Origin of the sequence: Microbacterium sp. HA-8 (assembly GCF_046111165.1) — a bacterium.
Lineage (GTDB): Bacteria > Actinomycetota > Actinomycetes > Actinomycetales > Microbacteriaceae > Microbacterium.
Genome location: NZ_CP162025.1, coordinates 3,060,230 through 3,079,035 on the forward strand (window position 1 = coordinate 3,060,230; position 18,806 = coordinate 3,079,035).

Annotated in this window: 18 protein-coding genes and 1 pseudogene; 8 read left to right on the forward strand and 11 right to left on the reverse strand. The window is 69.3% G+C overall.

Going from position 1 to position 18,806, the window contains the following annotated elements:
- The first annotated feature begins 4 nt into the window (after window positions 1–4).
- Complete coding sequence (locus AB2L57_RS14540) at window positions 5–1,600, forward strand: isocitrate lyase (protein WP_409047427.1); 1,596 nt, start codon at window positions 5–7, stop codon at window positions 1,598–1,600.
- A gap of 5 nt (window positions 1,601–1,605) precedes the next feature.
- On the opposite strand, the gene AB2L57_RS14545 is transcribed toward AB2L57_RS14540, so the two are convergent.
- Genes AB2L57_RS14545 through AB2L57_RS14560 form a run of 4 tightly spaced genes read right to left on the reverse strand, consistent with a single transcriptional unit; the run spans window position 1,606 to window position 5,133 of the window.
- Window positions 1,606–2,235 carry a response regulator gene (locus tag AB2L57_RS14545; RefSeq protein ID WP_409047428.1) on the reverse strand — a complete coding sequence of 210 codons (630 nt, stop codon included), beginning with the start codon at window positions 2,233–2,235 and terminating at the stop codon, window positions 1,606–1,608.
- Window positions 2,232–3,410, reverse strand: coding sequence for a sensor histidine kinase (locus AB2L57_RS14550; protein ID WP_409047429.1), 1,179 nt, complete (start codon window positions 3,408–3,410; stop codon window positions 2,232–2,234). Before AB2L57_RS14550 ends, AB2L57_RS14545 begins: the two co-directional genes overlap by 4 nt.
- 26 nt (window positions 3,411–3,436) lie before the next feature.
- A complete protein-coding gene (locus AB2L57_RS14555; protein WP_409047430.1) occupies window positions 3,437–4,246 on the reverse strand; it encodes an ABC transporter permease in 810 nt (269 codons plus the stop codon).
- A complete protein-coding gene (locus AB2L57_RS14560; RefSeq protein WP_292814269.1) occupies window positions 4,243–5,133 on the reverse strand; it encodes an ABC transporter ATP-binding protein in 891 nt (296 codons plus the stop codon). Before AB2L57_RS14560 ends, AB2L57_RS14555 begins: the two co-directional genes overlap by 4 nt.
- A 126-nt stretch (window positions 5,134–5,259) precedes the next feature.
- Here AB2L57_RS14560 and AB2L57_RS14565 point away from each other — a divergent pair, with 126 nt between their 5' ends.
- Window positions 5,260–6,459: a pyridoxal phosphate-dependent aminotransferase gene (locus tag AB2L57_RS14565; RefSeq protein WP_409047431.1), complete on the forward strand. Its 1,200-nt coding sequence runs from the start codon at window positions 5,260–5,262 to the stop codon at window positions 6,457–6,459.
- Window positions 6,460–6,555: 96 nt separating this feature from the next.
- Here the strand turns inward: AB2L57_RS14565 and AB2L57_RS14570 are convergent, their stop codons facing one another.
- The 5 genes from AB2L57_RS14570 to AB2L57_RS14590 form a co-directional block, all read right to left on the reverse strand.
- On the reverse strand, window positions 6,556–7,692 hold the full coding sequence (locus AB2L57_RS14570; RefSeq protein ID WP_292814273.1) for a UDP-N-acetylmuramate dehydrogenase: 1,137 nt from the start codon (window positions 7,690–7,692) through the stop codon (window positions 6,556–6,558).
- The gene (locus AB2L57_RS14575; RefSeq protein ID WP_292814275.1) at window positions 7,692–8,111 is read right to left on the reverse strand and encodes a MaoC/PaaZ C-terminal domain-containing protein; all 420 of its coding nucleotides are present in this window, start codon (window positions 8,109–8,111) and stop codon (window positions 7,692–7,694) included. Before AB2L57_RS14575 ends, AB2L57_RS14570 begins: the two co-directional genes overlap by 1 nt.
- Complete coding sequence (locus tag AB2L57_RS14580; RefSeq protein ID WP_409047432.1) at window positions 8,108–8,557, reverse strand: MaoC family dehydratase N-terminal domain-containing protein; 450 nt, start codon at window positions 8,555–8,557, stop codon at window positions 8,108–8,110. The genes AB2L57_RS14575 and AB2L57_RS14580 overlap by 4 nt, the downstream gene beginning before the upstream one ends.
- 37 nt (window positions 8,558–8,594) lie before the next feature.
- Window positions 8,595–9,401, reverse strand: a complete 807-nt coding sequence (locus AB2L57_RS14585) for a sulfite exporter TauE/SafE family protein (RefSeq protein ID WP_292814280.1) — start codon at window positions 9,399–9,401, stop codon at window positions 8,595–8,597.
- Between the two features lie 69 nt (window positions 9,402–9,470).
- Window positions 9,471–10,232 carry a potassium channel family protein gene (locus AB2L57_RS14590; RefSeq protein WP_292814283.1) on the reverse strand — a complete coding sequence of 254 codons (762 nt, stop codon included), beginning with the start codon at window positions 10,230–10,232 and terminating at the stop codon, window positions 9,471–9,473.
- A 361-nt stretch (window positions 10,233–10,593) separates the two neighbouring features.
- Between AB2L57_RS14590 and AB2L57_RS14595 the strand changes: the two genes are divergently transcribed.
- The 3 genes from AB2L57_RS14595 (at window position 10,594) to AB2L57_RS14605 (ending at window position 13,501) form a co-directional block, all read left to right on the forward strand.
- Window positions 10,594–11,679 (forward strand): FUSC family protein, encoded by a 1,086-nt coding sequence (locus tag AB2L57_RS14595; RefSeq protein ID WP_292814286.1) that lies wholly within the window; start codon window positions 10,594–10,596, stop codon window positions 11,677–11,679.
- A gap of 137 nt (window positions 11,680–11,816) precedes the next feature.
- Window positions 11,817–13,028, forward strand: a complete 1,212-nt coding sequence (locus AB2L57_RS14600; RefSeq protein ID WP_409047433.1) for a hypothetical protein — start codon at window positions 11,817–11,819, stop codon at window positions 13,026–13,028.
- Window positions 13,029–13,066: 38 nt separating this feature from the next.
- A complete protein-coding gene (locus AB2L57_RS14605) occupies window positions 13,067–13,501 on the forward strand; it encodes a hypothetical protein (protein WP_409047434.1) in 435 nt (144 codons plus the stop codon).
- 55 nt (window positions 13,502–13,556) lie between these two features.
- Here AB2L57_RS14605 and AB2L57_RS14610 read toward each other — a convergent pair whose 3' ends face one another.
- Both AB2L57_RS14610 and AB2L57_RS14615 read right to left on the reverse strand, forming a co-directional pair.
- Complete coding sequence (locus AB2L57_RS14610; RefSeq protein ID WP_409047435.1) at window positions 13,557–13,820, reverse strand: hypothetical protein; 264 nt, start codon at window positions 13,818–13,820, stop codon at window positions 13,557–13,559.
- A gap of 62 nt (window positions 13,821–13,882) precedes the next feature.
- Entirely contained in the window at window positions 13,883–14,857 is a 975-nt protein-coding gene (locus AB2L57_RS14615) for a PaaX family transcriptional regulator C-terminal domain-containing protein (RefSeq protein ID WP_292814294.1), read from the reverse strand.
- 154 nt (window positions 14,858–15,011) lie between these two features.
- On the opposite strand from AB2L57_RS14615, the gene AB2L57_RS14620 reads away from it, so the two are divergent.
- From AB2L57_RS14620 to AB2L57_RS14630, 3 genes and pseudogenes are all read left to right on the forward strand, one after another.
- A complete protein-coding gene (locus AB2L57_RS14620) occupies window positions 15,012–16,208 on the forward strand; it encodes a serine hydrolase domain-containing protein (protein WP_409047436.1) in 1,197 nt (398 codons plus the stop codon).
- Window positions 16,209–16,249: 41 nt separating this feature from the next.
- Entirely contained in the window at window positions 16,250–17,794 is a 1,545-nt protein-coding gene (locus AB2L57_RS14625; protein ID WP_409047437.1) for an ABC transporter substrate-binding protein, read from the forward strand.
- Window positions 17,795–17,873: 79 nt separating this feature from the next.
- Window positions 17,874–18,746 (forward strand): annotated as a pseudogene (locus tag AB2L57_RS14630) (ABC transporter permease); the annotation flags it as partial.
- Between the last annotated feature and the right edge of the window lie 60 nt (window positions 18,747–18,806).

Below are 18,806 nucleotides of genomic sequence, written 5' to 3' on the forward strand. Positions count from 1 at the left end.
GAACATGACCACCTATCAGAACGACATCGACGCCATCGAGACCCTCGCGCAGCAGAGCGGGCCGAGCTGGGATGCCATCAACCCGGAGTACGTCGCCCGGATGCGCGCGCAGAACCGCTTCCGCACGGGCCTCGAGATCGCGCAGTACACGGCCGACATCATGCGACGCGACATGGCGGAGTACGACGCCGACTCGTCGCTGTACACGCAGTCGCTCGGCGTCTGGCACGGCTTCATCGGCCAGCAGAAGATCATCTCGATCAAGAAGCACCTGAAGTCGACCAACAAGCGCTACCTGTACCTCTCGGGGTGGATGGTCGCCGCCCTGCGCTCGGAGTTCGGGCCCCTCCCCGACCAGTCGATGCACGAGAAGACCTCGGTGCCGGCCCTGATCGAGGAGCTCTACACCTTCCTCCGCCAGGCCGACGCCCGCGAGCTCGATCTGCTCTTCACGAAGCTCGACGAGGCGCGGGCCGCCGGCGACGAGACGGCGCAGGAGTTCATCCAGTCCCAGATCGACAATCACGAGACCCACGTCGTACCGATCATCGCCGACATCGACGCCGGCTTCGGCAACCCCGAGGCGACGTACCTGCTGGCGAAGAAGATGATCGAGGCGGGCGCGTGCGCCATCCAGATCGAGAACCAGGTCTCGGACGAGAAGCAGTGCGGCCACCAGGACGGCAAGGTCACCGTCCCGCACGATGACTTCATCGCAAAGCTCAATGCCGTGCGGTACGCCTTCCTCGAGCTCGGGATCGACAACGGCATCATCGTCGCCCGCACCGACTCGCTCGGCGCAGGCCTCACCCAGAAGCTCGCCGTCTCGCACGCACCGGGCGATCTCGGCGACCGCTACAACGCGTTCCTCGACGTCGAGGAGGTCACAGCATCCACTCTCGGCGACGGCGACGTCGTGATCCGGCGGGAGGGCAAGCTGCTGCGTCCGAAGCGCCTGGCAAGCAACCTCTACCAGTTCCGCGCGGGCACCGGCGAAGAGCGTGTCGTGCTCGATTGCATCACGGCGCTGCAGAACGGCGCCGACCTGCTGTGGATCGAGACCGAGAAGCCGCACATCGAGCAGATCGCCGGCATGGTCGATGAGATCCGCAAGGCGGTGCCGAACGCGAAGCTCGTCTACAACAACAGCCCGTCGTTCAACTGGACCCTCAACTTCCGCCAGCAGGCCTACGATCTGCTGGCGGCCCAGGGCGAGGACGTCTCGGCCTACGACCGCGCCGACCTCATGAACGTCGCCTACGACGACACGGCGCTCGCCCGGCTCGCCGACGAGAAGATCCGCACCTTCCAGCGCGACGGAGCGGCTCGCGCGGGCATCTTCCACCACCTCATCACGCTGCCGACCTATCACACCGCCGCGCTGTCGACGGATGACCTGGCCAAGGGCTACTTCGGCGACGAGGGGATGCTGGCGTACGTCCGCGGCGTGCAGCGTCGCGAGATCCGCGAGGGCATCGCGACCGTCAAGCACCAGAACATGGCCGGAAGCGATATCGGCGACAACCACAAGGAGTACTTCGCGGGGGATGCGGCCCTCAAGGCCGGCGGCAACAACAACACGATGAATCAGTTCGGCTGACGTCGTCAGAGCAGCCCGCGCTCCATGGCCAGGGTCACCGCACGGGTGCGGTCGGCGACACCGAGCTTGTCGAACACCTTGATCAGGTGCGTCTTCACGGTCGATTCACCGATCCCCAGATCCACCGCGATCTGCTTGTTGCTGCGGCCCCGCGCGACGCGCGAGAGCACGTCGCGTTCGCGGGTCGTCAGCGAGAGGGATGCTGTCGGCTCGCGCATGCGCTGAACCAGGGCCACCGCGACCTGGGGGGAGAGCGCCGTCTGCCCCGCCGCGACCGATCGGATGCCCGCGACGATCTCGTCGCGCGGGGCCGCCTTGAGCAGGTAGCCGCTGGCTCCCGCCTCGATCGCGGCGAGGATCTGATCGTCGGACTCGTAGGTCGTGAGGATCAGCACGCGGGGGGCGGGGTCGCCCGCCTCCCCCGCGACGATGCGCACGGTCGCCGCGACCCCGTCGACACCGGGCATGCGCAGGTCCATGAGCACGACATCCGGGCGGGTCGCGGCCGCCAGACGCACCGCCGCGTCGCCGTCGGCGGCCTCGCCCACGACCTCGAGCCCGGCCTCGTCCGAGAGCAGCCCCGCAAGTCCAGCCCGCACGATGGGGTGATCATCGGCGATGACGAGGCGGATCATGCCGGTACCACCGCGTCGGGCACGCGCACCGTGACCGTGGTCCCCGCCCCGGCGGCCGACACGACCGCGAACTCCCCGCCGGCCAGCCCCACACGCTCGGCCATGCCGTCGAGCCCGAAGCCTCGCGGTGCGGTGCCGGCGTCGAAGCCCCGGCCGTCATCGGCGACGACCAGATCGACCGCGCCGGCAGCATCCACTCGCACGCTCACGCGCACGAGCGTCGCCCGGGCATGCTTGCGCACGTTGGCCAGTGCCTCCTGCAGGCAGCGCAGCAGCACGACCTGGGCCTCACGAGCGAGGGATGCCGCCCCCGGCGCCGCGTGCAGATCCAGATCGATAGCGAGCCCCGCCTCGGCCCGGAACCGCGCGACGAGGCGTTCGAGGGCGGCTTCGAACGCGGCGTCCGAGGGCACCGCCGCCGTGCGCGAGACGAGAGCGCGCGCCTCGCCCAGTGCCTCGCGCGCGATCTGCTCGAGCGTCGCGACGGTGTCGGCGGCGGCATCCGTCTGCCCCTCGCGGGACTGACGACCCGCGCGCTCGGCGAGAAGCACGAGGCCCGCGAGGGTCTGCGCGAGGGTGTCGTGGATGTCGCGGGCCAGGCGCTCGCGCTCGGCCGCGGCTCCGCGATCGCGGCTGAGCGCCTCCACCTCCCGCTGTGCGGCGGTGAGCTCGGCGAGGAGCCGCGCCCGCTCTTCGCCGTACTCGGCGATGCTGTAGATCCACAGGCCGAGGGCCGTCGCGAACACGAACGAGAAGATCGCCGTGGTCGCTCCCGACACGAACGCCGACCAGCCGAAACCGCCGCCGACGAAGAAGCCGATCCAGACCGCGAGGGCGACGACGCCCGAGGCGATCACCGCGGGCCGCCGGCGCGGGGCGAGCACCCAGACGAGCGGGTAGGCGAGGGTCTGCAGCATCGCCAGAAAAGGCGCCACCGAGGTCGCGACGATCAGGAGGACCCCCAGCGCTGCGACGAAGACGGGATAGCGCCAGCCCGGATCGCGGCCGATCACCGGTCGCGCGATCGCGGCGTAGAGCACCGCGAACACGACGATCGCGACGATGCCGCCCACGCGGGTGCCCGCCTCGTCGGACCCGAGGCCGGCGAGCAGGGCGACGACGATGACCGCCGCCGCGCCCGTGACCGCGATGTCCCACCACCGGCGGTTCAGCATGGCGTTCCCCTCACTCCCCGCTCAGGCTACGCGTCGCGCCGGATCCACCGGAAGGTGAGGCGGCTGAGCACGAGCCCCACGACGAGCCACGCAGCGAGCGCGAGCACCACCCAGCCGAGGTCCCACTCGCCGGTGGGTTCGAGCGCCGCGTACTCCTCCGGCAGGAAGACCGCGCGCATGCCGCGCGCCATCCACGCCAGCGGGAAGATGCTCGCGATGTTCTGCAGCCACTCGGGCAGCTGCCAGAAGAAGAGGTACACGCCCGAGATGAACTGCAGCACGAGGGCGATCGGCACGACCACGGCCGTGGCGCTCTTTCCGGTCCGCGGCAGCGACGACAGGGCGATGCCCAGGAGCGCTGACGTCGTGATGCCGAGCACGAAGACCCACGCGAACGTGCCCCAGGCCGCGGCGTCGCGGGGCAGCTCCACCCCGAAGACGAGCGTCGCGACACCCAGCAGCAGTGCCGCCTGCAGCACGCCGGTGGCGAGGACCTGCCCGATCTTGCCGAGGAAGTAGCTGACCGGCGAGAGCGGGGTGCCGCCCAGGCGCTTGAGGGTTCCCTCCGTGCGCTCGATCGCGATGTCGATCGCGAGGTTCTGGAACCCCGAGAGCAGCAGGCCCGCGGCCATCAGCCCCGGCAGATAGATCTGCGCCACCGGCAGCGCGGGCACGCCGGGGGCGGGCTGGAAGTCGCCGTCGGCTCCGAAGATCGTGCTGAACAGCGCCAGCATGACGACGGGGAACAGGAAGGTGAAGAACAGCGTGTCCGCCGAGCGGAAGTAGGTGCGCAGTTCGTATCGGGCGCGCCACACGCCCAGGGTCGCGACGCTCATCGCCGTGCTCCTTCGGTCGGCGCCGCAGCGGGCGCGGGGGATGTCGGGGGTTCTTCGACGAGCTCGAGGTAGATGTCCTCGAGGCTCGGGCGACGGATCTCGAGCCCGGCGGGCTCGGTACCCAGACGTGCGGCGAGGGCGGTCACGAAGGCCCATGGCTCGGCGACTCGCCTCTCGTGCACCTCCCCCGCCTCGATCCAGCGCACGATCGGCGTCGTCGCACGCTCTCCCCCGAACGTCGCGACGGGGCCGATCGCACGCAGGCGTCCGGCGGCGATCACGGCCACACGGTCGGCGAGCTGCGCCGCCTCGTCGAGATAGTGGGTGGTGAGCAGGATCGTGACCCCGTCGTCCTTCAGACCCCGGATCAGCTCCCAGAACTCTCGCCGCGCGTGCGGGTCGAACCCCGTCGTCGGCTCGTCGAGGAAGAGCAGCTCGGGGCGTCCGATGATGCCGAGCGCGACATCCACCCGCCTCTGCTGGCCTCCCGAGAGCTTCGAGATGCGTGTGTTCGCCTGCGCCTCGAGCCCCACCGCCGCGATGACCTCGTCGACGTCGCGAGCACGCGGATAGTAGCCGGCGAACTGCCGCAGCTGCTCGCGCACGGTGACCAATCCCGCCTCGCCGTGCGCCTGCAGCACGATGCCCAGGCGCGCCTTCCAGTCCAGGTCGCCGCGTGCGGGGTCCACACCCAGCACCGAGACCTCGCCGGAGGTGCGCCGACGATACCCCTCGAGGATCTCGACGGTCGTGGACTTGCCCGCGCCGTTGGGTCCGAGAAGCGCGAAGGTCTCGCCGCGCGCGATATCGAACGACACGTCGTCCACGACATGTCGATCTCCGTAGCTCTTGCGCAGGTTCCGCACCCGCACCGCATTCGTGTCCATGTCTCCACCCTGCCGCCGGGGCGAGACCTGCGACAGCGTCCGTTCGCAGGAGTCGGCATCCCCCATTCGGTGGACCCCCGGCATCCCTCACGTCATCCGCGAACGGGGCCGACTACGCTCTAACGCGTGACCGAACGCGCTCCGCTCTCCCGCAAACTGTCCGCCATCGCCGAGTCGGCGACCCTCAAGGTCGACGCCAAGGCCAAGGCCCTGCAGGCGGCGGGTCGCCCCGTCATCTCCTACGCCGCGGGCGAGCCCGATTTCGCGACGCCGCCCTTCATCGTGGATGCTGCCGCCTCGGCCCTGCGCGACCCCGCCAACTACCGCTACACCCCGGCCGCGGGTCTGCCGGTGCTCCGCGAGGCGATCGCCGCCAAGACGCTGCGCGACTCGGGACTCGAGGTCGCACCCTCGCAGATCATCGTGACCAACGGCGGCAAGCAGGCTGTCTATCAGGCCTTTCAGACGGTCGTGAACCCCGGCGACGAGGTGCTGCTGCCGGCTCCCTACTGGACCACCTACCCGGAGGCGATCGCACTGGCCGACGGCGTGCCGGTCGAGGTGTTCGCGGGCGCCGACCAGGAGTACAAGGTCACGGTCGACCAGCTCGAGGCCGCCCGCACCGACCGCACGACGGTGCTCGTGTTCGTCTCGCCCTCGAACCCCACCGGCGCCGTCTACACGCCCGAGGAGACGGCCGCGATCGGCGAGTGGGCGCTCGCTCACGGCATCTGGGTCATCACCGACGAGATCTACCAGAACCTCGTCTACGAGGGTGCCCGGGCCGTGTCGATCGTCGAGGCCGTGCCGGAGCTTGCGGGTCAGACGCTGCTGGTCAACGGTGTCGCCAAGACCTACGCCATGACCGGGTGGCGCGTGGGCTGGATGGTCGGTCCGGCCGACGCGATCAAGCTCGCCGGCAACCTGCAGTCGCACCTCTCGAGCAACGTCAACAACATCGCCCAGCGCGCCGCGGCCGCGGCCCTCACCGGTCCGCAGGACGAGGCCGAGGCCTTCCGCGCCGCGTTCGATCGCCGCCGCCGCCTCATCGTCGGCGAGCTGTCGAAGATCGACGGCGTCTCGGTGCCCACCCCGCTCGGCGCGTTCTACGTCTATCCCGACGTCACGGGTCTGCTCGGGCGCGAGTGGGCGGGAGTGACGCCGACGACCTCCCTCGAGCTCGCCGACCTCATCCTCGAACAGGCCGAGGTCGCGGTCGTCCCCGGCGAGGCGTTCGGTCCGAGCGGGTATCTGCGCCTGTCGTACGCGCTCGGCGACGACGCTCTCCTCGAGGGCATCCAGCGCCTGCAGCGTCTCTTCGCCTGATCTGCCGCCGAGTGCACGGCGTGTCGCCGAGTGCACGACTTCGCCCGCGCGGGGAGGACGTGCACTCGGCGACAACCCGTGCGCTCGGCGAACGAGCTAGAGCTCGACGTTGAGCAGGACGGGCTCGGGCTGCAGGATCAGCCCGAACTCGGACTGCACCCGGCCCTGGATGAAGCGTGCGAGCTCGGCGATCTCTGCCGCGCTGGCCCCGCCTCGATTGGTCAGCGCGAGGGCGTGCTTGCTCGAGAGCGCCGCCCGCGAGCGCGGAAGCTTGAACCCCTTGCGCAGCCCGGAGTGCTCGATGAGCCACGCCGCGCTGACCTTGACATCGGGCGCCGCGCCCGAGGGCTGCGGCACGGTGCCATCCCACGTCGCCAGCGGGATCACGGTCACGGTGTCCATGTCGGGCTTGACCGGCCACCGCGGGCACTCATCGGGCAGCGTCCTGGCGAAGGACGTCGACACGATCGCGTTCTGGAAGAACGACCCCGCGCTGTAGGTGTCAGGGTCGGCATCGTCGAGCACCATGCCCTTCGCCGCGCGGGTGGCCAGCACATGGTCGCGGATCCACGCCAGGGTGACGGATGCTGTCGCGTCGATGCCGAGCGCACGGCGCAACTGCTCGCCCCGCACGGGAAAGGCACCGGCACCGACGGCCCGCAGCTCGAGGGTGACCGAGAGGATCACGGCCGAACGCTCCGCGACCGACCCGTAGTGCGCCTTCAGGACCGAGGTGCGAAAGCCCAGCCCGAGCTGCGCCGCGGGAAGGATCGAGACCTCGCCGGTGGCCTCGTCGATCAGCTCCACCTCGATGAGGGTCTGCTCGATCTCCTGCCCGTAGGCGCCGATGTTCTGCACCGGAGCGGCGCCCACCGTGCCGGGGATGCCGGACATCGCCTCGATGCCCGCGAGGCCCTCGGCGACGGTGTAGGCGACGAGTTCGTCCCAGTCGTGTCCGGCCGCGACGCGCAGGCGCACGTGGCCCTCGCGGGGCGAAGGCAGTTGTTCGATGCCGCGTGTGCGCACCAGCACGACGGTGCCCTCGACCTCCTCATCCCCGACGAAGAGGTTCGAGCCGCCGCCCAGCACGAGCCACGGCTCGCGCGCGGCCCACGCCTGCCGCAGCGCGGCGACGAGGGCGTCGCGCGTGTCCGCCTCGACGAGGCGCTCGGGGACGCCGCCGGTTCGCAGTGTCGTCAGCTCGGCGAGCGGCCGAGGGGTCAATTCGGGCATCAGGCGAACGTCACGCGCACCTGGGCTTTGCCCAACACCGTCGTGTCGGCGCAGGTCACGGTCAGATCGATGCGGCCGGTGCGGGCCTCGGCGTCGAACTGCGCGAGCGTCGCGACCACGTGTACGTCCGCGCCCGTCTCGGCGTCGACGACGACGGGGCGGGTGAAGCGCACGCCGTAGTCGGTGATCCGACCGGCGTCGCCGAGCCACGGCACGATCGTCGCCCCGGCAAGACCCATGGTCAGCATCCCGTGCGCGAGCACACCCGGAAGACCCACCCTCGCTGCGACGTCGTCGCGGTAGTGGATGGGGTTGAAATCACCCGAGGCGCCGGCGTACCGCACGAGGGACTCGCGCGTCAGATGCACCGAGCGTTCGGCCACGATCTCGCCCACGGCGGGCAGGTCGGCTGCGCTCATGCGTCCTCGCCTCCGATCAGCAGGATGGATGTCGCCGTCACGACGTGCGCACCGTCGGCGTCGACGACCCGGGCCTCGCTCGTGACCATCGCCCCCTTTCCGACGGCGCGCACGCCGGTCACGGTGAGGGTGGCGCGCAGCTCGTCGCCCGCGACGATCGGGCGGCTGTAGGCGAAGCGCTGCTCGGCGTGGATGGTGCGCTCGAGCGCGATTCCCGCGTCGGGCTCGGCGAGCAGCTGCTGCAGCGTGAGGTCCTGGATGACCATCGCGAAGGTGGGCGGGGCCACGATGTCGGGGTACCCGAGGGCCTGCGCGGCGGCCGGATCCGCGTGCTGGGGGTCGGTCGCGAAGACGGCGCGGGCGAACTCGCGCACCTTCTCACGACCCACGAGGTAGGGGGCGGTCGGCGGGAAGACCCGCCCGACCAGCTCGGGGTTCACTGACACCCGGCCATCCTACCGAGCGGTCGCGACCGGGCCGTGGTCAGCCCTTGCGGCGCAACGCGCGGTAGACGATCTGCCCGGCGATGAAGACGAGGAACACCGCGAAGATCATGTTGCCGGTGAAGGGGTCGATGCTCTTGGCGATCCATGCGCCGAGCGCGGTGGTGGTGCACGCCGCGACGCCGACCAGCAGCGCCCCCAGCAGGTCGATGTTGCCGCGTCGGATGTTGCCGATGGTGCCGGAGATGGCGGTCGGGATCATCATCAGCAGGCTCGTCCCGCGCGCGATCAGGTCGCTCGTGCCGAACAGGAGCATGAGTGCGGGGACGACGATGATTCCGCCACCCACGCCCAGAAGGCCAGACAGCACCCCGGTGATGAGTCCCAGGCCGACCAGGCCCGCACCCGTGACCCACGTCAGATCGAACGGCTCGCCGCGCACCGGCACCACGAAGAAGAGGCTGACGACGACCGCGAGCATGAAGCCGGCGAAGCCGAGCTGCAGCGCCTTGACGGGCACCTTCGGCAGCAGCCAGCTGCCGACCTGGGCGCCGACGACGGCGCCGGCGGCGAGGATCAGGGCCGGGATCCAGGCGACGTCCTGGGTCAGGGCGTACGCGATGACGCCGACGGTGGCGGTGGGCACGATCGCACCCAGTGAGGTGCCCGTCGCGCGGCGCTGCGGGTAGGTCGCGAGCAGCACCAGCAACGGCACGATCACCACCCCGCCGCCGACGCCGAACATGCCCGAGAGCAGTCCTGCGAACAGCCCGATCCCGAGGTGCGTGAGGATTCGACGCGCTCCCCACGTCCGCTCGTCGATCGCCCGTGCTGGATCGTCGCTCATCATCCGCCCTCCCACGACCGGGGTAGCGGGCCGCAGAGAAACCCTAGTGGAGCGCCGGGGCGCCCCCGATCACGCCGGGTCGGCGTCGGGTGCGCGCCCGGCGTCCGCCGGCCGCGGCGAGCGGGCGGGCGGTGCGCCGAACATCTGCGCGACCTGCTCGAGTCGCGCCGACATCTCGTGGATCTCCGCGCGCGTCGCCGGCAGCTCGTCCTCGTGCCCCCGGGCCGCGCGCTCGGCAACCCACGACGCGAGCGTCGCGGTGACCGTTCCCACGACCGCGACGCCCCCGATCATCAGCCCCACCGCGACCAGGCGACCGAGGAAGGTCACCGGCGTGTAGTCGCCGTAGCCGACGGTCGTGATAGTGACGAAGGCCCACCACAGCGCATCCCAGAAGTTCGTGATGTTGGCCTCGGGCGAGGCACGCTCGGCCTCGAGCACCGAGAGGGCCGCCAGATAGATCAGCATGAGCGCCGCGGCCGCGCCGTAGATCATGATGCGGCTGCGCAGCGCCGAGCCCGCCGTACGGCGGAGCACGTGGAACACCGTCAGCACGCGCAGCAGCCGCAGCGGTCGCAGGGCCGGCACCAGCACGACGACGAGGTCGAAGATGTGGCGACGGAACCATCGTCCGCGCTCGCTCGCGAGCGAGAGGCGCACGACGTAGTCGACGACGAACATCAGCCAGGTGATGAAGATCAGCGACTCGGTGACGAGTCGGTCGGGGCCGCGCAGCTCGGCGATGACCTGCCAGGAGTAGGCGACGGTGAAGACCAGGGATGCCGCGATCAACGGCCAGTAGGTCAGCTTCTCCCAGCGATCCTCGGTCATGCACCGCACTCTAGAGGCGCGTCCCGGCACCCCCGCGGCGCCCCGCCGCACCATCGCGAGCGCCGTCGCGGGGCCGATCGCAAGGGATCAGATGTACCCACATTTTTGTCCCCCATTCGGTGGACAGAAACACTGCCGGTCCGGTAGCTTTTCCCATACCCGATCTCAACGATGTGAAGTGGGGACTTTGCATCGCCAGTCTCATCGGCGTGCGATGGGGCGACACGCTTCGGGGGGAAACAAGACAAGTCCCTCCTGCGCCGACGACTGGGGAAGACGACGGCGCAGGAGGGCTTTTCTTGCGTGCGCAGGCATCGCGCTAACGCGATATCCGCGCCGCGAGGGGCATCATGGTCTGAGCATGATGGCCCGCGCACCCTCCAGGATCGGCCGGTCGGCGCGCACCGCCGCGGGCCAGGTCGTGAATGCCGCCCAGCTTCTGCTGGCGGCGAAGGCCGCCGGTGCGGCCGTGATCGCGTGGTGGCTGGCGCCCCTGATCCCCTTCGCCGACGACGAGTACTCCTACTACGCACCGCTCGGCGTGCTGGTCGCGATGTATCCCACGCTGGCGGCCTCGGCACGCTCCGGACTGCAGGCCCTGATGGGGCTCGCCGTGGGCATCGTGCTGGGTGTCGCGGGGATCCTCCTCATTCGTGCCGGCGTGCCCGTGCTGCCGGTCCTCGCGCTCGTGGTGGGCGTCGGTGTCCTGCTCGGCGGCGGGCGCGCCCTCGGCGTGGGTCGCGACTGGATCGCGATCGCGGGGCTGTTCGTGCTGATGCTCGGCGGCTCGGACGCCGACGGATTCTCGATCTCGTATCTCGCGACGATGGGCTTCGGTGTGCTGGTCGGCATGCTCGTGAACGTGCTGATCGCGCCGCCCCTGCGCCTGCGGCACGCCGGCGAGCGGCTCTCGGCCTTGCGCGACCAGATCGCGAGCGATCTCGACACCATGGCCGGCGCCGTCGCCGATGGCGCCCTCGATAGCGACGCACTCGGTGAGGCGATGGTCGCGCTCGCGGACACCGCCGCCGACGTCGCGGACGACGTGCGCGAGGGCGATGTGAGCCGCAAAGGCAATCCGCGCAGCATCCGCCATCGCGAACAGCAGCGCGAGAACACCGCGCGCTTCCGCGCGATCGAGCGCATCGTGTTCTTCACCCGCGACCTGGCCGATGTGCTCGCCCGCATGCACGAGCAGCGATCGCCGCTGCTGGGCGCCGCACACCGCGACGAGCTCGCCGCCGTCATCCGCGCGACCGGTGCGTTCGTGGCGGCGCCCGTCGGCAGCCCGGACGCCCCAGATCTGCTCGCGACCGCCGAGGCGGGCCTCGACGAGTATGCGCGGCTCGTTCCCGAGCGCCTCAGCCCGCCGCGCGATGCCGGCGCGGAGCTGACCGCCATCGAGTGCCTGCGGCGCATCCTCGAGGCCGCCCGGCCGTTCGCGTGATCCGGGGGATCCCCGTGCCCGGCGATGTGCGCTCTGTGCCTCACGGGGTTTCGCGTCACACGCCCGTCATCTCACGTCGCTAGCGTGAGGGAGAATCATCCGGCCGGCGGCACCCACCCCAAGGAGACTTGCGACCGATGACACTCCCCCCGCTTCTGACCCGAGCCACCCGAAGGGCCCTCATCTTCGCCACGGCCGCCGCGGTCGTCATGGGCGCCCTGGCGGCTCCCGTCGCGAGCGCCGCGGACACGAGCCGCACGGCGCACGCGAGCACACGCGAACCGGGCACGCTGCCGGCGCTGGGCTTCTCCCTCAACGGAGAGGCCCTCTCGGGGCCCGTCTCGCCGGCGCACTACGCCACCCTCGGCGAGATGACCCCCGGCACCGTCTGGGCACGCGTGGGCTTCAACAGTGACGGCAACTGGCGGGCGAACGTCGACGAATACCTCGTCCCCATCCGCAAGGCGGGAATGAAGGTGCTGCTGCGCGCGTCGTTCCGGGGTGCCGTCTACAACAAGAAGGTGCCCCTGAACGCCACCGAACAGGCGCGCTACGGCGACTTCGTCCGCGACCTCGCGCAGTACGTCAAGACCAAACACGGCCTCACCCCCGACGATGTCGTCTTCGAGCACCCGAACGAGAGCAACGGCCTGGTGTCGGGGGCGGCCTACGCGGCGGCCGCCAAGAACGCCTACCCGAAACTCAAGTCGGTCGATCCCGGATTCCAGATCATCGGCGCCAGCGAGAACGTGTACGCGTCGAACTGGAAGACCTGGCTCAAGGACGTCTACAGGGGCGGGTACGCATCGGCATCCGACGGTGTGAGCTTCCACAACTACGACCCGCAGGGCGATGGCTCCCGGTACGCCTTCCTCGAGAGCGTCATGAAGGAGCACGGGCACTGGCCCGCGATGGTGTGGCTGAGCGAGTTCGGCACCACCACCGTCCCCGGCGCGAAGGGAAATGGTTCATGGGGTGCAGGACGGGTGGCACAGAGCGAGGCGGGACAGGCCGTGCGCATCACCGGCGTGCTCGAGTATCTGCGCGACGAGTACCCCTGGATCACGCACGCGTTCGTGTACGCCGATGAGGACATCCCACCGCGCAAGTCCTCCGACCGTTCGAGGCCTACTTCGGCATCTTCGCCAACGATTCGAAGGGCACGATCACGCGGGAGAAACCCGCCGTCCAGGCCATTCGCGACCTCTACGCGGCAGAGGCCGCAGCGGGCGTGGGGCCCACGGCATCCTCCGTCGCCTCGGCGGATCAGCGGGCGACGGCAGCCCCCGCGGCCCTCGCCCCCGCACCTGTCACGGGCGATTCCCAGACCCTCGCGAGCTTCGCTTTGAGCGGCTCCGCGCCGTCGTCGTCCGGCCAGGGGGTCAGAGTGACTCCGATCACCGGCAGCGGATTCGGCACCGCACCCAAATACGGCGACTACACCCCCGCCTACGGTCGAAAGCTGCTGCAGACCAACCCGACCACCACGACGCCGAAGACGAATGCCGCCTACGTCGAGACGGTGCTCACCCCGGCCGTGGCCGGATCGACGGTGACCGTCGAGTCGATCCAGCTGAAGGCCGCCCGAGGCGGGGATGCGCAGCCTCGAGGTCTGGTCATCGTCGCCGTCGTCGACGGCCGACCGACCACCCTGCTCTCACAGCCGATCGCGACGCAACGACCCAAGCTCAGCGCCTTCAGCGTCACGGGGCTCGCCCTGACGGGCAAGGAGGTGCGCATCCGCATCTATCCGTATTCGCCGGTGCAGACGGCGACCGTCGAGATGTCCGATCTCTCGATCACGGGACGCATCAGCGGCTGAGGTCAGTGCACGACGGCCTTGAGCACGACCATGACGAGGCCGAACGCCGCGGTGCTCAACGTCCTGACGAGCGCTCGCGGTGCTCGTAGAGACCGTGGTGGGCGACCGGCCCGGCATAGACATGAGCGATCCAGAAGACCAGGACCGTCACGACGACGGTCAGGAGCACCTGCAGCGAGGTGGCCCGGTGCATGCCTGCGACGACGATCATCCCCGAGACGAGGATGACCCCGTAGACGGCCTGCTCGGTGGCGAAGCTCGCGCGGATGACCTTGGACGGCAGATCCGCGGGCTCCGGTTCACGGGACGACGCACTCATGGCCCTCATCGTGCCAGATGCGGCGCCATCAGTCGCCTGGCGTTCTTCGCCACCGCACGATGTCAACCGGTCGCGAGCGGCGCGATGACCGTCGCGTCGCGCGCGTCCTCCCGCGCGGCGTAGTGGGCGAGGGCCCCCTCGACGGTCAAGGCACCCGTCGTCTCGGCGAGTGCGGCATCGTAACGCTCCAGGACGCCGCGCACGTAACGATTCGCGAGCGGGACGCAGGCGTCGTACACCGCGACGAACAGCCGGCGGGCCTCGCGCCGCGGCCAGTCGCTGGGGAGGTAGGGCGCAGGCAGATCCGGGTCGATAGTGGGAAACCCCCGCCAGCGGCCGAGCGCGACGAGGGCGATCTTGAGCGCCTCGGCAGGCGCCACCTCGCCGGCACGGAGCCGATAGACGAACGGGCGCAGATCCGCGATGAAGTCCAGGTAGACCTGGCGGATCTCCGCGAGCGGCCAGAGCTCGTGCGGATCGAGGTCGCCCACCATGTGCGACGAACGGAAGATCAGGCCGTCGCTGGGAAGATGCTCGCCCAGCGACTTCTCGATCAGGGCGACATCGGCGTGCGGCGATATCCACACACCGTCGCGTGCCGGCCCGAATCCGAGCCAGCGAAGCCATTCGCGAAGACGCTGCCGGCGGTCACGCTCCTGCTCGCTGAGTGAGAAGACGACCACCGTCCACTCCCCGTCCCAGGTCCGCTCTTCGCGGCCGAAGGACATCGTGAGTCGTTCGCTGACGGGCACAGTGGCCGCGACGTCGGGACTGAGGGCATAGGCCGTGTTGCGTCCGGACCGTGAGACCTCGAGTGTGCCCCGACGCGCGAGACGGCTGAGGGCTGCGCGCGCGGCTTCGGGCGACACCCCCAGGGGCGCGACGAGCTCGACCAGCGCGGCCGACGGGATGGGAAGCTTCGGGCTGTAGCGCCAGAACTCCCCGATCAGCAGAAGGACGAGGCTGGGCGCCGATTCATGCTCGAGATCTCGGGGCAGATGCGGAGAGTCGACGACCGAGTGGTAGTAGTACGTCACTCGCGACCTCCCATCAGCGTGCGGTCAGCCTATTGCGTCATGACGCGATCAGGATGCTGCCTCATTCTAGACAATGCGTTTGACGCGCGTCCATTGCCGTGTCATAGTTCCTCTCAATGCAACCCGGTCGCCTCGCGATCCGTCTCGGAGTTCAATGATGAAATCACCCGCCACGCACTCTCCCGGTCCCGCGGTCGAGACTCGACTCTCGACAGGGCACGTCGCGCCCGGGTTCGAATCGGTCAGGAACGCGCTCGATGCGATGCTGCTCTCCGATCCCCGATTCAGCGCCCAGATCACCGCGGTCTGGCGCGGAGAGACCGTGGTCGATCTGACCGGCGGCCCGGACCTCGCGGCAGACTCCGTCACCGGCGTGTTCTCCGCGACGAAGGGCGTCGCCGCCACCGTCATCGGTCTGCTGCTGGAGCGGGGTCTGTTCGATCTCGACGAGCCGATGGCGACGTACTGGCCGGAGTTCGCCGCCGAGGGCAAGGGCGAGATCACCGTTCGCCAGGTCTTCTCTCACCGCGCCGGCCTCGTCGGCGTCGACGACGGCTTCGCGGTCGAAGAGTTCATCGACTCCGCGCGGGCCGCCGCGAGGCTGGCCGCGACGGCTCCGCAGTGGCAGCCCGGCTCCACGCACGGGTATCACGCGCTGACCATCGGCATCCTCATGGAGGAGTTCGTCCGGCGGCTGACGGGACGATCGCTGCAGGAGGTGTACGAGACCGAAATCCGTGCACCGCGCGAGATCGACTTTTATCTCGGCTTCCCCGAGTCCGAGGAGCCCCGATTCCGCGAGGTTCTGCCGCCCGCGCCCACCCCAGCCGAGGCCGCCGAGCTGAGCGCACGGGCCTCGTCCACCGACGGTATCCAGGCCCTCGCGTTCAACGTGCTGCACGGTGAACTGCCGCCTGCCGGGGGCGACATGGGCCCCAACAGCCGGCGGATGCGCGCGTCGGGCTTCGCCGCCATCGACGGCATCGGCTCGGCCCGAGGACTCGCCCACCTCTACCAGGCGATCCTCGGCGGCCCCGGGGCCGAGCCCCTCCTGTCGAAGACGACGACGGAGCAGATGAGCCGCGAGCAGTCCGTCGGCCCCGACCGGGTACTGGTCCTGCCCACGTCGTTCGCCATCGTCTACGTGAAGCCCAATCCGCGGCTGGATTTCGCGAGCTACCGCGCCTTCGGCCACGACGGCGCGGGCGGTGTCCTCGCCTTCGCCGACCCTGTCCATGACCTGGCCTTCGGCTACGTGCCGATGCCGATGCAGCTCCCGGGGGGAGCTGACCCGAAGGGCATCGAGCTGTCGCGACTGATTCGCGCCAGCATCCGCAGACTCCAGCAGTAGCTCACCACCCGCCCGAAACACACGAGTCATAGGAGACCGAAATGTTCAGAAGATCAGCAATGGTGGGGGCTGCGGTCATCGCGCTCGCGCTCGGCATCACCGGCTGCACCGGGTCGGCGAACACGCCGTCGGAGGAATCGGACACCCTCACGGTCGGCATGGCCACTCCCCCGGTGAGCCTTGACCCGTCGAAGGCTGCCGCCGGCTTCGGCCTGCTCTACGTCGACCCGGCCTACGCGTCGCTCATCAACACGTCCGAGGATGGCGAACTCATCCCCGGGCTGGCCGAGGAGTGGGGTTACATCGGCGACGACAACAAGACCTTCACCCTCACCCTGCGCCCCGACCTGAAGTTCGCCGACGGAACGGATCTGACCGCGCAGTCGGTCGTCGACTCGGTCGCGTATTTCGTCACCGGCAGCGGCCCGACCAACTCCTTCTTCCGCAACCTCACCCTCACCGCCGTCGACGACGTCACCGTGGAGGTCGTCTCGTCGGAGCCCAACCCGATGCTGCCGTTCCTGTTCTCCAACACGATCCTGGGCGGAGACATCATCAGCGCCGCGGGCCTTGCAGACCCCGAGGGTCTCGCCTCGGCCACTTTCGGAGCCGGACCCTATGTCTACGACCCGGAGCAGTCGGTCGCCGAGGACCACTACGTCTACACACCCAATGAGAACTTCTGGGATCAGGATGCCATCCACTTCGACAAGATCGAGATCAAGGTCATCCCCCAGATCCAGTCGCAGGTGCAGGCGCTGAAGTCCGGCCAGATCGACATGATGGCCGGGGATCCCTCGGTGGTGAGCACTGTCGAAGACGAGGAGTCGATCGCGATCGCGGCCGCGCCGATCGTCTGGAACGGCGTCTACCTGCTGGATCGCGAGGGCGTCGTCGCGCCCGCCCTCGCGGATGTGCGCGTGCGCCAGGCGCTGAACTACGCCGTCGACCGGGAGGCCGTGGCCAGGGCGGCCTACGGCGAGGCCGGAACCCCGATCGATCAGGCCGCCGTCCAGGGGTTCGACGGATACGACCCCGACCTCGAGGGCACGTACCCGTACGACCCCGAGAAGGCGAGGGAGCTGCTCGAGGAGGCGGGGTACGGCGACGGATTCACAATGGCCGTGAACTATCAGTCCTTCGATCCCGGATCGACGAAGATGATCCAGGCCGTGGCGGCGCAGTGGGCCGAGATCGGCGTGACGCTCGAGCTCAAGGGCAACACGAACTTCGGCGAATGGGTCGGTGACCTCGTGTCAAAGAACTTCCCCGCCACGGTCCTCAACGGCACGGGTGGCCAGCCCCAGTACCTCGACGCCGAGTTCGCCTGGCTGCCCACGTCCATCATGAACGTCTTCCAGGTATCGGACCCCGGCATCCCCGAGGCCTTCAACACACTCGCGACGGCATCCGCCGACGACAGCGGCGCGGCAGCGCGGGCATTCCAGAAGGTGATCGTCGACAACGCCCTCGCCGTTCCGATCGTGCAGTTCGACGCCTACGCCTTCCACGACACGGACCTGAAGGGTGTCGTGTTCGCCCCCGGCATCGCCGCCGTCTCATCGATCGTGACCTGGACGAAGTGACGATCAGACGTCCGTGAAGCGGACGCCGGTCGGGGCCGCCCCCGGTCCCGACCGGCGTCGCTCAGGATCAGAGAGACCCATGACTTTCATCATCGTTCGAAGACTCCTGCTGTCCATTCCCCTGCTGTTCATCGCGTCGATCATCACGTTCGTGCTTCAAGCATTCGTGCCCGGGGATCCGGCGCGGACGCTGCTGGGGCTCAACGCCACGACGGCGCAGTACGAAGCGCTGCGCGAGTCGCTGCACCTGAACGAGCCGATCCTCGTCCAGTACTGGCTGTACCTCTCCAGCGCTCTGCGGGGCGACTTCGGCTCGTCGATCTTCACCGGCGAGGCCGTGCTGGACACCATCGGCCAGCGTCTGCCCGTCACCCTCTCGCTGATCGTCGCCGCCACCTTCGTGGCGACGGTCATCGGCGTGCTGTTCGGAGTCTTCAGCGCCACGCGAGGACGAGTCGTCCGCCGCATCGTCGACGTGTCGTCCCTGATCGGCAACGCGCTGCCGAACTTCTGGGTCGCACTCATGCTCGTGGCCATCCTCGCGATCGGCATGGGCATCCTGCCCGCGACGGGGTACACCTCCTTCGCCGACTCGCCCTCGGGCTGGGCGACGAGCCTCATCCTTCCGGTCGCCGCGCTGAGCCTCGGTGGTATCGCGCTGGTCGCCAAGGTCACGCGAGACGGGATGCTCACGACATTGGAGCTGGACTACATCCGCACCCTCCGCGCGTCCGGAGTGAGCCGCGGCTCCCTGATCTGGAAGCACGCGCTGCGCAGTTCCGGGATCGCGGTCGTGACCGTCATCGGACTGACGCTGATCAGCTTCGTGTCGGGATCCATCCTGATCGAGAACGTGTTCGCGCTGCCCGGGCTCGGCACGCTGATCGTGTCGGCCACCAACAAACACGACGTCCCTGTCGTCCAGGGCCTGGCCATCACCTTCACCCTCATCGTCATCTTCACCAACTTGATCGTCGATGTCGTCTACGGTCTGCTGAACCCGAAAGTGAGA